12 protein-coding genes are annotated in these 13,323 nt (G+C 62.1%); 5 read left to right on the top strand and 7 right to left on the bottom strand.

Annotated features, from left to right (window positions below; translation table 11 throughout):
* Nucleotides 1-146 precede the first annotated feature (146 nt).
* Nucleotides 147-1,442: a Fic family protein gene (locus tag BO226_RS18080; protein ID WP_064257199.1), complete on the top strand. Its 1,296-nt coding sequence runs from the start codon at nucleotides 147-149 to the stop codon at nucleotides 1,440-1,442.
* Between the two features lie 119 nt (nucleotides 1,443-1,561).
* Nucleotides 1,562-2,149 carry a hypothetical protein gene (locus BO226_RS18085; RefSeq protein WP_156666165.1) on the top strand — a complete coding sequence of 196 codons (588 nt, stop codon included), beginning with the start codon at nucleotides 1,562-1,564 and terminating at the stop codon, nucleotides 2,147-2,149.
* 283 nt (nucleotides 2,150-2,432) lie between these two features.
* Here BO226_RS18085 and BO226_RS18090 read toward each other — a convergent pair.
* The 6 genes from BO226_RS18090 to BO226_RS18120 form a co-directional block, all read right to left on the bottom strand.
* A protein-coding gene (locus BO226_RS18090) for an IS3 family transposase (protein ID WP_153008490.1) occupies nucleotides 2,433-3,682 on the bottom strand; the annotation gives its coding sequence in 2 pieces (ribosomal slippage) (nucleotides 2,433-3,352 and nucleotides 3,352-3,682; 1,251 coding nt in all).
* Nucleotides 3,683-3,817: 135 nt separating this feature from the next.
* Nucleotides 3,818-4,252, bottom strand: coding sequence for a DUF4357 domain-containing protein (locus BO226_RS28730; protein ID WP_071935882.1), 435 nt, complete (start codon nucleotides 4,250-4,252; stop codon nucleotides 3,818-3,820).
* Between the two features lie 270 nt (nucleotides 4,253-4,522).
* On the bottom strand, nucleotides 4,523-5,698 hold the full coding sequence (locus BO226_RS18105) for an ATP-binding protein (RefSeq protein WP_071935883.1): 1,176 nt from the start codon (nucleotides 5,696-5,698) through the stop codon (nucleotides 4,523-4,525).
* A gap of 722 nt (nucleotides 5,699-6,420) precedes the next feature.
* Nucleotides 6,421-7,014 carry a hypothetical protein gene (locus BO226_RS18110; protein WP_064257683.1) on the bottom strand — a complete coding sequence of 198 codons (594 nt, stop codon included), beginning with the start codon at nucleotides 7,012-7,014 and terminating at the stop codon, nucleotides 6,421-6,423.
* 115 nt (nucleotides 7,015-7,129) lie between these two features.
* Nucleotides 7,130-8,302 carry a restriction endonuclease subunit S gene (locus BO226_RS18115; RefSeq protein ID WP_071935884.1) on the bottom strand — a complete coding sequence of 391 codons (1,173 nt, stop codon included), beginning with the start codon at nucleotides 8,300-8,302 and terminating at the stop codon, nucleotides 7,130-7,132.
* An 11-nt stretch (nucleotides 8,303-8,313) separates the two neighbouring features.
* Nucleotides 8,314-9,861, bottom strand: coding sequence for a type I restriction-modification system subunit M (locus tag BO226_RS18120; RefSeq protein ID WP_064257681.1), 1,548 nt, complete (start codon nucleotides 9,859-9,861; stop codon nucleotides 8,314-8,316).
* A 201-nt stretch (nucleotides 9,862-10,062) separates the two neighbouring features.
* Between BO226_RS18120 and BO226_RS18125 the strand changes: the two genes are divergently transcribed.
* The 3 genes from BO226_RS18125 (at nucleotide 10,063) to wzm (ending at nucleotide 11,828) form a co-directional block, all read left to right on the top strand.
* On the top strand, nucleotides 10,063-10,281 hold the full coding sequence (locus tag BO226_RS18125) for a hypothetical protein (RefSeq protein WP_041803521.1): 219 nt from the start codon (nucleotides 10,063-10,065) through the stop codon (nucleotides 10,279-10,281).
* 155 nt (nucleotides 10,282-10,436) lie between these two features.
* Nucleotides 10,437-10,850: a DUF2628 domain-containing protein gene (locus tag BO226_RS18130; protein ID WP_039583440.1), complete on the top strand. Its 414-nt coding sequence runs from the start codon at nucleotides 10,437-10,439 to the stop codon at nucleotides 10,848-10,850.
* Between the two features lie 129 nt (nucleotides 10,851-10,979).
* The gene (gene wzm / locus BO226_RS18135) at nucleotides 10,980-11,828 is read left to right on the top strand and encodes a galactan export ABC transporter permease subunit Wzm/RfbD (RefSeq protein WP_006553471.1); all 849 of its coding nucleotides are present in this window, start codon (nucleotides 10,980-10,982) and stop codon (nucleotides 11,826-11,828) included.
* On the opposite strand, the gene BO226_RS18140 is transcribed toward wzm, so the two are convergent.
* Nucleotides 11,816-13,321, bottom strand: a complete 1,506-nt coding sequence (locus BO226_RS18140) for a glycosyltransferase family 39 protein (RefSeq protein WP_064257680.1) — start codon at nucleotides 13,319-13,321, stop codon at nucleotides 11,816-11,818. The two genes, wzm and BO226_RS18140, sit on opposite strands and share 13 nt — an antisense overlap.
* Between the last annotated feature and the right edge of the window lie 2 nt (nucleotides 13,322-13,323).

Genomic DNA, 13,323 nt, shown 5'->3' on the forward strand with positions numbered 1-13,323 from the left:
TGCCGAGCCGGGTGACGCTACACGGCAGATCCGACAATGCTCTGCGAGACCGTCACCGTTCACAACCTTCAACGAACGCCCACGCTGTTAAACTTTGATACATCAAACTTTGATAGCTCGCGTCACGATGTAGGGATATCAACGCCATGGCCGACGTCCGAAGGCACTACTGGGAGCCCGACCTCGCATCGGGTCTGGTAGCGCGCGATCGCCGCGGTGGCACCTACGAGACCTACCAACCGGACCTCCTCGTCACCCGCGCGGTGGTGTTGCCCCCGGAAGTGACCGCACGAGCCGCGGTCACAGAGCGAGAGATCCGCAGTCTCAGCACCGGGCCGGGCGCGGCCGGCTTGGCAGGACTGTCTCGTTTGCTCCTGCGGTCCGAGGCGATCGCAAGTTCGATGATCGAGGGAATCGCACCGTCACCCCAGCAAGTGGCATTGGCCGAATTGGCCCAGAGCGAAGACGTGCGCGGATTCAGCGCGCAAGCACGGCTCGTCGCAAACAACATCACGATCCTTCGCCGCGCCTCGAACGAACTCGTCTCCACAGAGGCAGTGACAGTCGGCGACATCGAATCGCTCCACGCCGCGCTGCTACCCGACGAACGACATCACGGATTGCGCCGCGTCCAGAACTGGATAGGCGGATCGAACTGGCATCCGCTGGACGCAGAGTTCGTTCCTCCGGTTCCCGATCTGGTGCCAGGCCTCATGGAGGATCTCGTCGCGTACCTGAACGGCGGGCTTCACGGACCGTTGGTGCAGGCGGGTCTGATCCACGCCCAGTTCGAAACGATCCACCCGTTCACCGACGGCAACGGCCGGGTCGGACGCGCGTTGATCCACACCGTTCTCGCGCGGCGCGGACTTTCACCCGACGCCGTGCTCCCGATCAGTTTGGTGCTGGCCACCCTCAGCGAACGGTACGTCGACGGTCTCACCGCGTACCGATACCTCGGTGAAGCCATCGCGCCCGAGGCGATCGAGGGTATCTCCGTGTGGTTGAGCCTTTTCATCGAAGCCGCACACATCGCGACCGAGCAGGCGCGAAGGTTGGCCGACGATGTGGCAGAGCTTCAATCGGCATGGTCCGAACGGTTGACCGCATTCCGGGCCAGTCGGGGATTGCGTCCCGAACCGCGTGCAGGTTCTGCGACCTCGCGACTTCTGGATCGTCTCCCTGAGGCCCCGGTTCTGACGGCGAGAACGGTGGAGAGAATTCTCGAAGTCTCGTTTCCGGCGGCACGGGGTTCCCTGGAGGAACTCGCCGAAGCCGGCATCCTCTCTCGTAAGAGCGTCGAGCGCGGTACCACCGGATACATTGCGCGAGAGATCCTCGACTTGGTGGGGTTGGCCGAGCGCCGACTCGCCAGCACACGTTTCGACACGCGAATCTCGCCACCTCACGGTCGCGCGCCTGCGGCTCCCCGCGGCAAGTAGAGAAGTCGTCACGAACTTGTCGGAGGGTTGTGTCAATCTGTCCGGCTCTCGTACAGGCGAGTGCACTCCGTACGGAACACCCCGTATCCGCGGAGTAACGACGTTGACAGGAAACCGTCTTGTCCGAGTACATCCCTTCTTCTGCCGACCTTGCCGCAACGACGACGGCGAGTCATCGGAAGCGCCGACGTTGGCCGGCCATTCTCGCTCTCGTCGCTGCACTACTCGTTGGCGGTGGAATCGGCTTCGTTGTGGGTTCCGATCCGCTCGACAGTCGTTCGGCTGCACTGGACCAGCGTGAACTGGAGGCCGATCAGCGCGACGCCGAGATCGAGCAACGTGAACGAGATTTCGTGGATGCCAAAGAGGCTTCGAACGCAGCGCTCGACAGTAGACGGAAAACCCTGGACGAGAAGGGTGCCGACCTGGCTCGTCGAGAGCAAGAGTTGCTGCCGAAGGAGCGCGAGGCAGCGAAGAACATCATCCAGGGCGACGGCATCTTCCTGGTAGGCGTCGACATCAATCCCGGCACCTACCGGAACAGCGGCGGTTCACGCTGCTATTGGCAGCGTTCGAGCGGCACCAGCGGTGAATTCGGTGAGATTCTCGCGAACGGTAACGAGAGCGGACCTGCGGTTGTGACGATCCAGCCCAGCGATGTTGCCTTCACCAGCAAACGTTGCGGCACATGGTCTCTGGTGAACTGAACTCGACGGATAGGATCTGAATCCTGATGGCCAGCAGAACCACCCGTCCGCGAGACTCGGTGATCAAGAGACTCTATGCCCTGTCGATGAATCGCTGTGCATTTCCCGGATGCACTACTCAGATCGTCGAGACCACTACTGGGACGGTCGTCTCCGAGGTATGCCACATCAATGCTCACAGCGTCGGCGGACCTCGGTACGACGCGGGTCAAACCGATGAAGAACGTCAAGGGTTCGACAAGGTTGGGCGTGGCCCCTGGATAGTGGACACTGGGTGTGTACGTCAAGCGGCCTGATCGAGGGTAGACCCATGGTCGACCTCGAAGTCAAGTGGTGATCGGTTCCGCAGTGATGAGTGCCGTCGGCGTGTGTTGTATCGAGTGATCCAGCGGAAAACCTCGGTGCGGCATTGCGCTTCGTCGATCCAGCGTTTCGCGCCCTGAAGCGTCTCCCGCTTCAACGACGCATTGAAGGACTCGGCCATCGCGTTGTCGGCGCTCGACCCGATCCGGCCCATCGATTGCCGCACGCCGTGCCGGCGACATGTCGCCTGGTAGTCCGAGGAGGTGAATTGACGGCCGTGGTCGGAGTGAAAAATAGCTCCTTCCAGCGACCCTCGGGCCGCCGCCGCATTGTCGAGCGCGTTCTCCACGAGCTCGGTACGCATGTGATCTGCGATCGACCAGCCGACGAGCCGTTTGGAACACACGTCGATCACGGTCGCCAGGTAGAGGAACTCACCGGTGCTGCTGTGCGGAAGATAGGTGATGTCACCAACGAATACTCGTCCAGGCTCGTCAGCGGTGAAATCACGGTTGACCAGGTCTTCGAAGACCTGCGCCCCAGGATCTTTGATCGTCGTGTTCTTCGGTTTACGCAGGTGCACACCGACGATGTTGTTCTGTCGCATCAACCTGGCTACCCGCTTGTGATTGACCGTGCCCGGCACCGCGTCATCATCGGCCAGTTCGGCGGTCATCCGCCGGTAACCGAGGGTGTGGTCCCATTCCTGGTGGTGGGCACGTATTCGGTCGACAAGCGCCGCATCGGCCTGCTGGCGGGCACGCCGAGCCGCCTTTCCGGCTCGCCACTTGTAGTAGCTCGACCGGTGGATGCCGAGCACCGTGCACATCCGCTTCACCTCATGGGTGTCTCGGTGGTCGTCAACGAACCGGAAGCGGATCACCAGTTCGTCTCTGCCGCGAAATATTTCGTGGCCTTGCGCAGGATGTCTCGTTCCTCGCTGAGCTTGTCGTTCTCCGCGACCAAAGCCTGGTTGCGGGCCCGAATCTGCTCGATCTCGGCCTGCATCCGCGCACACTGCTCCTCGGGTGTCTCCGAGGCATCCACGCTCTTCTCGGGCGCAGACCGCGCCATCGCGGCCTTCTTACGCGCCAAATGCACCCACGTCTTCAACGACCCCCGAGCGACTCCCAGATCCGCGGCCAACGACGAGTACGACACTTCCGGGCGACTCTCGTAGAGTCGCACGGCGTCGGCCTTGAACTCGTCAGAGTATTTCTTCTTCGTCATGGTGATGTCCTGCATTCTCCGGCCCAGTATGGGCCAGTGTCAGCGTGTTCACCACCCAGGGGCTACCCCCGTTTGCTTGGCGGAGTTCCCGATCGAAGTGCGGCTTCAATCCTGACCATCCGTTCGGCGTGCCTGCTACTTCCGCTTCATCTCTCTACGAGCCTTGGCACGCAGAGCATCAAGGTTTCGTCCATCCGCAAGACGCCATACAAGCCAGCCGTTGTTGGAGGTTCCAGCCGCAGCATTGGCAGCACCGGTTGGCGAGTGGTAGCGAGTGTTCTGGAACCTCAATGTTCCGTCTGACTCCACAGTTGCCTTGTGTGTCAATCTTTTTCGTGGCTGCGGAAATCGGAGTACCTGGCTCGGCTTCAATAGCCCGAGACGGAGGAGAAGTTGCATGTCTTCGTCGTACTGTGCTTTCTCTCCGGCAGCGGAAACGCCGGTCGTACGCTCCGGGACAGATGAGGAAGCACGGCCACCCTGCTTCGGAGCCGGCCGCTCACACTGTTGAGTAGCCTGCTCCGTTGTAGGGGGGTTGCCGAAGAGTTCGACGCCGCAGAGGCCGAACATCGTTACGGCGGCCTCGATATATCTATCGACGTCGTTCTGTACAGTCCTGCTGATGGGCCTCGGTGGAGTCGGATAGGTGTCTACCACTTCTGCTTGCTCATGGCTACGGACCCTCTGGATGAGGCCGATAGCGCACTGGTTCGCATGGCTCCCTGCCCTAACGGCACATCGGCTGACGAGATGAACCTCTGGCCGAGCTGCATAGCGGTACACGAATTGTGCGATGTATCGTCCGCTCGGGTGAGGTACCGAGGTTCGAAGGTACGACGGTCAATCCTGGCGAAGGATGAAGTCGTGAAATCCCGGGACGGTAAAAGCCAGTACTCCTCGTTCCGGAGCGTAGACAAGGCCCTTCTTGATCAGTTCGTCCCGCGGCACCGACAGAGCCGATGCGCTCGATTTACCCATTGCCGAGGCAAGCTGACGAACTACGACTCCCTCGCCTCCCCCTTCCTGCGCCAGCGCACGCAACAACTCCTTCTGCGCGGGAGTCGCTCGATCCCACCGTGATTGATACAGGCCGGCATTCACCTCACGTCTGGCGTCATCGGTACCGTACTCGGCATCCTCAACCGTGAATACCGGTCTTCGCGCGTTGTTCCATACAGCCTTTCCCACTTCCTGCAGGAAGTATGGGTAGCCGGTAGCGGCATCGAGCGCGATCCGGAGAGCGTCTTCATCCCAGCAGACGTCCCGTTCGATGACGGGCTGAACCAGGGCAGCTCGTGCATCCCGGTCCCCGAGGACGGACAGCGTGCGGAACTGGTAGAGCCGTTCGGCGTAGCTGTTCGCCGATGCCAACTGGGAGGGCAGGGACGGCAGGCCTGCACCGACCAAGAAGACGGGCAGCACCGGCGATGTCTGGTTGATCTGGTGCACGGCGGTACTCAATGCCGCCATCTCGGAACTCTCGGCTTCCTGCAGCTCGTCGACGAGGATCAGGACACCGATGCCGATAGATCGTGCTGCGTCGCCGAGTTCGACGAGCAGGTCGGTCAGGTCTGTCGAGAGGCGCCCGGAGGCTGCATAGCCCGCAGCGGGTTCGAGCTCCGCCTCGAACGCGAGTACACCCAGATTCATCGACAGAGTGAACGACTTGAACACACGCAGCGCGTTGTGCAGCTTCCCCTCCCTATCCTGCCGTCTCGCAGTCCGCAAGCTGCTGAACAGAGCGGTAGCCAACTCTTCGGCGAAAGAATGCTCACGTCGGACCTCGAACTTGGCAACGATCCACCCCTCATTGAGAGCGATCCGCTGGAGCTCGCCAAGGAGCACGGTCTTGCCGACACCACGGAGACCCGTGAGGATCCAGCTTCGATCTCCCTCGCCCAGCTCTGCGATCTTCCGCCGAACCACGTCGAAGTCGGCGAAAAGAGAGTCTCTACCTGCGAGAATCGGAGGGCGGAGGCCTGCGCCGGGCTTGAACGGATTGAGCACCGGATCCATGTATCAGAATTTATCAGCCTTTATAAGGACTGACCATATAAAAGTTGATAATGCCCCGGGACGAACGCGTGTTCGAGTTGACCTTGGAGTCAACCCGTGCGATCATCCCACCACCGGCCTGAATACAGGTCGACCCCGGAAGGTGCGGGAACACCACTCCGGGGTCTGGGCACAAGACAGAACAGGACTGTCATGCACCGTAGGGTGGATTCTATCCACACGCCTATCAGAGGCGTGCACCAGCAATCGGCCGTCGCCTGCCGCTGCTTCACCTGGCCGCCAGGTTCCTCTCTGACGCTCTGACTGTTTCGCCCTTCGACCACCGTGGTCGGAGGGCTCGAGTCATTTCTTGCGCATCGATGTGCACGAGGGCCGTTCCGGTGACCGAGGCACATCGGGCGCATTCGTCGCTCGTCTCCCACAGTCCGACGTCAGCGCTCGACGCTGCGAATCTCGGGTGACATTCCCCGAATTCGAAACCGACTGGGCACCAGTACCCTTCGTCTCCACAGCTGGTGGTGGAGCACCCGATCGTGAGGGTCGACACGAACGACCGGGTCCAGTACAAGCCGCACGTCCTCTGCGACGTGGGGCCAGAAGTGCTGGCCGAGACGGTCTATCGGGGCATGGCGACCGGGCAGCGTTGGGGGAGGGGCCGAAGACTCAGGGACCCGTAGGGTCTCCGATCGGTTGGCGCAGCCGCCCGAAGGGCGCCCGCTTCTTTATCTCTTCTCGGCTTCAGCGCTACGTTCGATCTCCTCGAGCACGGCAGCAGCGAACCACGGGTTGTGGTACTGCTCGTATGGACCCTTTCCCTTCGCCACCAGCTTTTCGGCCAGCCGACGGATCGGGAGTCCACTACCTATGAGCGCGTCGAGTTCATCTGCAGCAGCTTCATCCGCGAGATCGGCAACCAATCTGATCGCATCCCCGTCGGCCGATGCGAGTCGACTGGGCACCAGCTCGACCGCCGCAGCGGACTGCGCCACCGCGTCGATCGACGTACCGCTCTCTTCTTCGAGCGCGGAACGCGACACGTACAGCGACATGAAACCTGCTGCGAGATCGTCGCCTACAGCATCGGCCCGCTCGACAAACAGCACTTCCATCGGGCCGATGTTGAGAGTGAAAAGTCGCGCGCCGCGGTTGGTGGACGGCAGGCAGCTGAGCGTCCACTGCTCGACCTCTTCGGCCACCGGATCAGGGAACGCGCATTCGAGGTAGGCCGAGATCAAGCCGATGGACCCCGCGAACATCTCTTCGTCTCGTTCAAGCCTGCGGAAGTTCTCTTCCGAGGCTGCTGGGTTCAAAGCCATTGTTGTCCTTGCTATTCAAATTAGCTCTCGTCGACCGCGACAACGTTAGGAGTGAACACACTCAGTAGACCAGCCGCAGTTGGTCACCGTCTACGACCCTGCGGCGCATGAGGCGTCACAACGCACCGCGGAAGAGGCGTGCCTGCAACGCCGAAAACAACATATCGAGGCTTGAGAGCGCGACCTGATGCCGCGTTCTCAAATGTCGAATAATTTCGATCCGGGCATCGAACTCGCGTTGCAATTCGATTGGCGGAAGGAGGGCCGGAATTCGTGACATTCCATCAGAATCCAGTCTTTTGGTCCCGTGACCCGCCGTGGATACCTGCGCCAAGATGTTGTTCGTCTGTACACGCAAATTGTGCGCGAGGAAGTCGGAAGTCACATCAATACTCGGTAGAACTGCTTTCATATCTTGGTTGATAGTTGCCTGTACGCGCAGAATGGACACGGGGAAGGAGTGCGCTAAGATCATCCCTCTGACAACAAATACCACCGTATTCGGTGGTAGCAACTTCAGCGATGTGCGCTCTGTGATCCGCTCGTTGATGTGGTCCTGCGAATCGAACAGATCATCCCTTTTAAGGTCCTTCGGCGAGAACCACGGCAAGGACCCCTCCCAATTGCCTGGCGTGGCTTTCGACGGCGTCCCCCCACTGTAGAGGTGCCCCACTTGAGTGAGGGGTACAACCGGGAACGCTTTCCTGTTCACAACCGGATCACCGAACATGTCGATGAAAATCGATTGGGTCAGTTCATCGAGGTGGGCGATCGCTTCGCGGCGCTTGGCGCGGAGGGAGTCGGCGTGGGACAAAATCTCCACTACACGACGCTGGACTTCAAGCGGCGGAAGCGGGATGGCGAGTGATGCGTACTGTTTAGCATTCACGTTCGGTTGGGCCACGGCACGTTGGCTCGCAGCAACCCACGACCGGTACTGAACGCTCTGTGTGTAACGAAAGACGTACTCTGGTATGACCCGGTCGGCATCGAATTGAAATCGGATTAAATAACCGGCGTAGACAGCATCGAAGTCTACTTCCCGATGGAGGTAGGTTTTTCCAACTGTCGCTCCGGATCGAGCAAAAAGAAGGTCCCCGGGTTTGAGAAGTGCCTTCTGCCAATCTTCCTTGGAACCGTCAGGGGCTACCTTTGACCCTGTTAACTCACCGTCGTCCTGTATGTCAGTGATGCGGATATATCGCGGTCGCCCGGGTGTCCATTCTCTTGAGGACAAACCAACCCCATACTGGGGGGAGGTGGCGGCGAGCTCTCCTAAAGTCACCATCGGCCATTGTCTCACTTCGCACCCCCCGCCAGCATCCCCCGCAGCTGCGCCATCCCATCGACGATCTCCTTCTCGAGCTGATCCAGCTCGTCCAGAATCTCCTCAGGGGTGCGGTGTTCCACTTCTTCGTGGATGATTTCCTTGTAGCGGTTCAGCGACAAGTCGTAGTCCTGCGCCGCAATGTCTTCCTTCGGCACGCAGAACGACTGTTCCGTGCGCGGACGTTCCAGCTCGCCGTCGTTGCGATCGAACCAGCGCTTCAACACGTCCGGCAGGTTGTTCTTCGGGTGGTCTTCGCCGGACAGCTCGCCCGCGAGAACACCAAGCTTGCTCTCGTCGAGCAGCGGAGTGCGCTTGTCGTCCAACGAATAACCGTCGGACTGCACGTCGTAGAACCACACGTTGTCGGTGCCACCCGAATCCGTCTTCGTGAAGAACAGGATTGCCGTCGACACACCGGCGTACGGCTTGAACACACCCGACGGCAACTTCACCACAGCGTCGAGCTTGTGATCCTCGACGAGGACCTTCCGCAACGTCTTGTGCGCCTTCGACGAACCGAACAGAACGCCGTCGGGGACGATCACCGCCGCACGACCGCCCGGCTGCAGCAGACGCAGGAACAGCGCCATGAACAACAGTTCCGTCTTTTTCGTCTTGACGATCTGCTGCAGATCCTTCGCGGTGCTCTCGTAATCGAGGTTCCCGGCAAACGGCGGATTGGCAAGGATCAACGAATACGCGCCCGCATCATCGGTATTGGCCTCCGACAGCGAATCCCGGTAACGAACGTCGGGCTGTTCGATGCCGTGCAGGAGCATGTTCATCGAACCGATTCGCAACATCGTGTTGTCGAAGTCGAAGCCGTGGAACATATCGTGGTGGAACTGCTCGCGACCCGCACCCGAGTTGATCTCGTCCGCATGGTTCTCGCGCATGTACTCCGACGCAGCCACGAGAAAGCCGCACGTGCCCGACGCGGGGTCGACGATGCGGTCGCCCGGCTTGGGCTGCGTCATCTCCACCATCAGCTGGATGATGTGGCGCGGCGTGCGGAACTGGCCGTTCTGGCCCGCGCTGGCGATCTTGGCGAGCAGGTACTCGTAGATATCGCCCTTGGTGTCGCGGTTCTCCATCGGCACCTTGTCGAGCCGGTCCACCACTCGCACCAGCATTGCGGCGTTGGGGATCGTGAGACGCGCATCCTTCATGAAGTGCGCGTAGGTCGACTCCTCACCACGCATGTTCTTGATGAACGGAAAGACACGCTCACCGACCGTGTAGAACATATCGTCGGCCTGCATGTTCTTGAACACCGACCAGCGCAGGTCGTTGTAGTCACGTCCTTCCGCGTCGGTACCGATCGGGAACGGGTTGCCCTCCGGCTCACGCCCGAGCATGTTGGCCTTGTTGAGCGCGCGGGTCTGCTCGTCGTCAAGGCGACGAATGAACAGCAGATATGTGATTTGCTCCATCACCTCGAGGGGGTTCGAAATGCCGCCCGTCCAGAAGGCATCCCAGACCGCGTCGACCTTGCTTCTGACGTCACCGGTAATCACTCGGCGCTACCACCTTGTCCTGCTCGAAAGAGACCACTCGAAAGAGACCAACAGAACTGTATAGACGCGGTAGCCGACATGTCCCGACAGGGCGTTGCCGTAATGCAGGAAGCGAAACCGACGAGTGATTCCGTGCAACTCGCCGATATGCGACGATCGAAGCAGGTCAGCAGTTCAGGTCATCGGCCCGGAGGAGCGGACATGAACGATCGGCATCCCGACTTCGAGGCTTCGCTGCGGCAGATCGATCCCGACGTCGAGTCCCGCACGCCGAGGCCTCGCCGCAACAAGTACGCGATCACCCTCGGCGCGCTCGTCGCCGGTGCATGGCTCGGCGAGACGCAGCAGGTGCAGATGCAACCGACGTCGGAACTGTACGAGTGGCTGGGCGACTCCGGCCATATGGACGACGGCGACTGACGAGGAGCCATCGAGTCCGACTTTGTGTGCGAGGAAACGCCGAGAACTCGACAACAACGCCGGACTCGATTGCACCCGATCGTGTTTCCCGCGTGACAGATGTGCATACTGTTGCGGGTCGTTCAGGGGGAACGACCGCGACGATCAGGGGGATCATGACCGACCTCAGCATGCCCGCAGCCGGCTCCGACAGGTTCGAGGGTCTGAGCGAGACGTGGCGGTTCCGCTTCGAATTCTTCGCCGCATACGGCGTCCCGGGATCGCTGAAGACGTCTCCCGAATACACCGCGGCCTTCCGCGCCCTGCCGCTGCGGCAGCGCATGAAGCTGAACATGAATCTGCTCGGGTTCCTGTTCGGTATCTTTTATCTGCTGTATCTACGGTTGTGGAAGAAGGCGCTGGTGGTGTTCGGCGTCGGCCTCGTGCTGGGTCTCCTCGTCGTCGCGCTGGCGCTGCCCTCGACCGTCGACACCGCTCTCACACTCGGCCTGTGGCTCTACGTCGCGAGTCGCGTGAACGTCTACCACTACGAGAACCGGGTACTCGGCCGTCAGACGTGGGGCCTGTAGCCCCGGCTCCGGCGTGCACTTCTCGTCGTGAATACCGCGCAAGATCGACAGGACCTGCACACGCACGGCGGTCCCGTCGACCCCGCGCCCCGGCAGGTCACATTTACGCCGCGGGTAGGCTCGGGACCCGTGTCTGATGCCCTCACCGTCGACGACGAACCCATCGAGTCGTCCTCACGTTCGTTCCGGCGCGCGTTCCAGGATCTGCGCGAAGGCTTCAACCACCGCGAACTGTGGTTGCTGCTCGGCTGGCAGGACATCAAGCAGCGCTACCGCCGGTCGGTGCTCGGCCCGTTCTGGATCACAATCGCCACGGGTGTGTCGGCGATCGCGATGGGTGTGCTCTACGGCACGCTGTTCAACCTCGATGTCCCGGAGTTCCTGCCGTACGTCGCGCTCGGCTTCATCATCTGGAACCTGATCCAGGGGTCGATCCTCGAGGGCGCGGACGTGTTCATGTCCAACGAGGGCCTGATCAAACAGCTGCCGACGCCGCTCAGTGTGCACGTCTACCGGCTGGTGTGGCGGCAGATGATCCTGTTCGCGCACAACATCGTCATCTACATCGGCATCTTCATCTTCTTCCCACGTCAGCTGTACTGGACGGCCTTCCTCGCCATCCCGGCGCTGGCGTTGATCGCGATCAACGCGGTGTGGGTGTCGCTGGTGTTCGGCATCCTCGCCACGCGCTACCGCGACATCGCGCCGCTGCTCGGCAGCATCGTCCAGCTGCTGTTCTTCATGACACCGATCATCTGGACGGAGAAGACGCTCGAGGGCACCGGCAACGAGGGGCGGGCGCGGATCGCGGAGATCAACCCGCTCTACCACTTCCTCGACATCGTGCGGACCCCACTGCTCGGCGGCGACCAGCAGCTCTACCACTGGGTCATCGTCCTGATCATCACCGTCGTCGGCTGGGGTATCGCCCTGCTCGCGCTGCGCAACTACCGCTCGCGCGTCGCCTACTGGGTCTGAGCCGGTTCGAGCCGGACCAGCTGTGAACGGTGGATCGGCTCCCGGTCGGTGATCCGGAAACCGACGGCCTCGAGCTCCCGGTAGGTGTCGGTCTCGGTGAACCGGTGGGGTTCGAACCGCCACCACACGTTGTTCGGGTGCCACACCCGGAAGCCGGTCTCGCGCTCGCCGTCGGCGACCACCCACAGCACCTCGCATCGGGCCGCCGCGCGTCGGGCGAGTTCCGGCGGCGGAGCGTCGGTCGACCACAGGTTCACTCGGTCGACGGCGTCGTAGCCGAGCCCCACGTCGTCGAGTCCTTCCACCGCGTCGGGCCGGGCGTCAACGACCGCGCGCAGTGAGGTCGGTGCCCACGAGACGCGCGGTTCGAAAGCGACACAGTCGCCGGATTCCGAGCGTTCGACCAGCCGGTCGGCGATCACGCTGTAGTCCATCCCGCCGGCCTTGCCGAACGGCTGTCGCTGCTGCACGTAGGCCGGCGCAACGCTGACGGCGACCGCAGTCAGCACCACCAGCATCGACCACCAGCGGGTTGCGATGCGGGCCGCCGCCCAGCCCACGAGCAGCACCATCGCGGGAACCGTGAACGACAGATAGCGCTCGAGGTACATGTTGTCCTCGAGCAGCGAGTAGCCGAGCAACAGCACCATGGGCACGGCGAAACCCGGCACAGCGAGCCACAGCAGGGTCCGCTCCCCAGGCTCCGCGCCACGACGGCACGCGGCGATCACCCCGGCGACGACGATCGCGGCGAACAAGGCGGCCGTCCACGGGGCCTGCGGGAACCACTGATCGAGAGCGATCGTGCGGACGATCGTCGAGTCGAGCGGAGGAATCCAGGCGACCTGCTTGGCCTGCGAATAGGCGAGCAGGACGAACGGCGTCGACAAGGCCGCGCCCACCCCTGCGGACAACAGGAACGCACCGCGCCCACGACCACGGACCAGCACGGTGAGGAGATGCGCGACAACGACCGTCGCGGAGTACACGAACATCACCGTCGCGACCGGCAGGACGACGGCGTACAGCGCCCACCACCGTCTACGGCCGGTCGCGCAGCCGAGCGCGACCAGCAGCGACAACACCGCGACCAGCGCCGCAGCGAAGGCATAGGACCGCGCTTCGGTGGCCGCCCAGGTCACCCGCGGCGACAGCGCGAACAGCACCCCGGCGGCGATCCCCACGCGACGACCCGCCAGCACCTGGCCGGTCGCCGTGACGGCTGCTGCACCCACCCCGAGCGCGAGCACACCGGGCAGGCGGGCGGTGAACTCGTCGACGCCCACGAGGGAGAACCAGTAGTGCAGCAGCAGATTGTGCAAGCCGTGGACGGCGTCGATCCGGGTGTGGACGCGGAGCATCCCCTCGACCGACCGGTCGGCACTCGAGATGGTGGCGGCCTCGTCCCACCACAGCGAGGGGACCCACGAGAACGCCCCTGCGACGAGCACGGTCGCAACCCCGATCAGCAGGGGAAACGACCATGCCCTCACGG

Source organism: Rhodococcus sp. 2G, from assembly GCF_001886355.1.
Classification (GTDB): Bacteria; Actinomycetota; Actinomycetes; order Mycobacteriales; family Mycobacteriaceae; genus Rhodococcus; species Rhodococcus pyridinivorans.

Coding starts and splice junctions, on each gene's coding strand:
- BO226_RS18105 (WP_071935883.1), bottom strand. CDS start 5,698: ATGGATCCGGTGCTCAATCCGTTCAAGCCCGGCGCAGGCCTCCGCCCT.
- BO226_RS18125 (WP_041803521.1), top strand. CDS start 10,063: ATGAACGATCGGCATCCCGACTTCGAGGCTTCGCTGCGGCAGATCGAT.
- BO226_RS18110 (WP_064257683.1), bottom strand. CDS start 7,014: ATGGCTTTGAACCCAGCAGCCTCGGAAGAGAACTTCCGCAGGCTTGAA.
- BO226_RS18080 (WP_064257199.1), top strand. CDS start 147: ATGGCCGACGTCCGAAGGCACTACTGGGAGCCCGACCTCGCATCGGGT.
- BO226_RS18115 (WP_071935884.1), bottom strand. CDS start 8,302: ATGGTGACTTTAGGAGAGCTCGCCGCCACCTCCCCCCAGTATGGGGTT.
- BO226_RS28730 (WP_071935882.1), bottom strand. CDS start 4,252: ATGTTCGGCCTCTGCGGCGTCGAACTCTTCGGCAACCCCCCTACAACG.
- BO226_RS18130 (WP_039583440.1), top strand. CDS start 10,437: ATGACCGACCTCAGCATGCCCGCAGCCGGCTCCGACAGGTTCGAGGGT.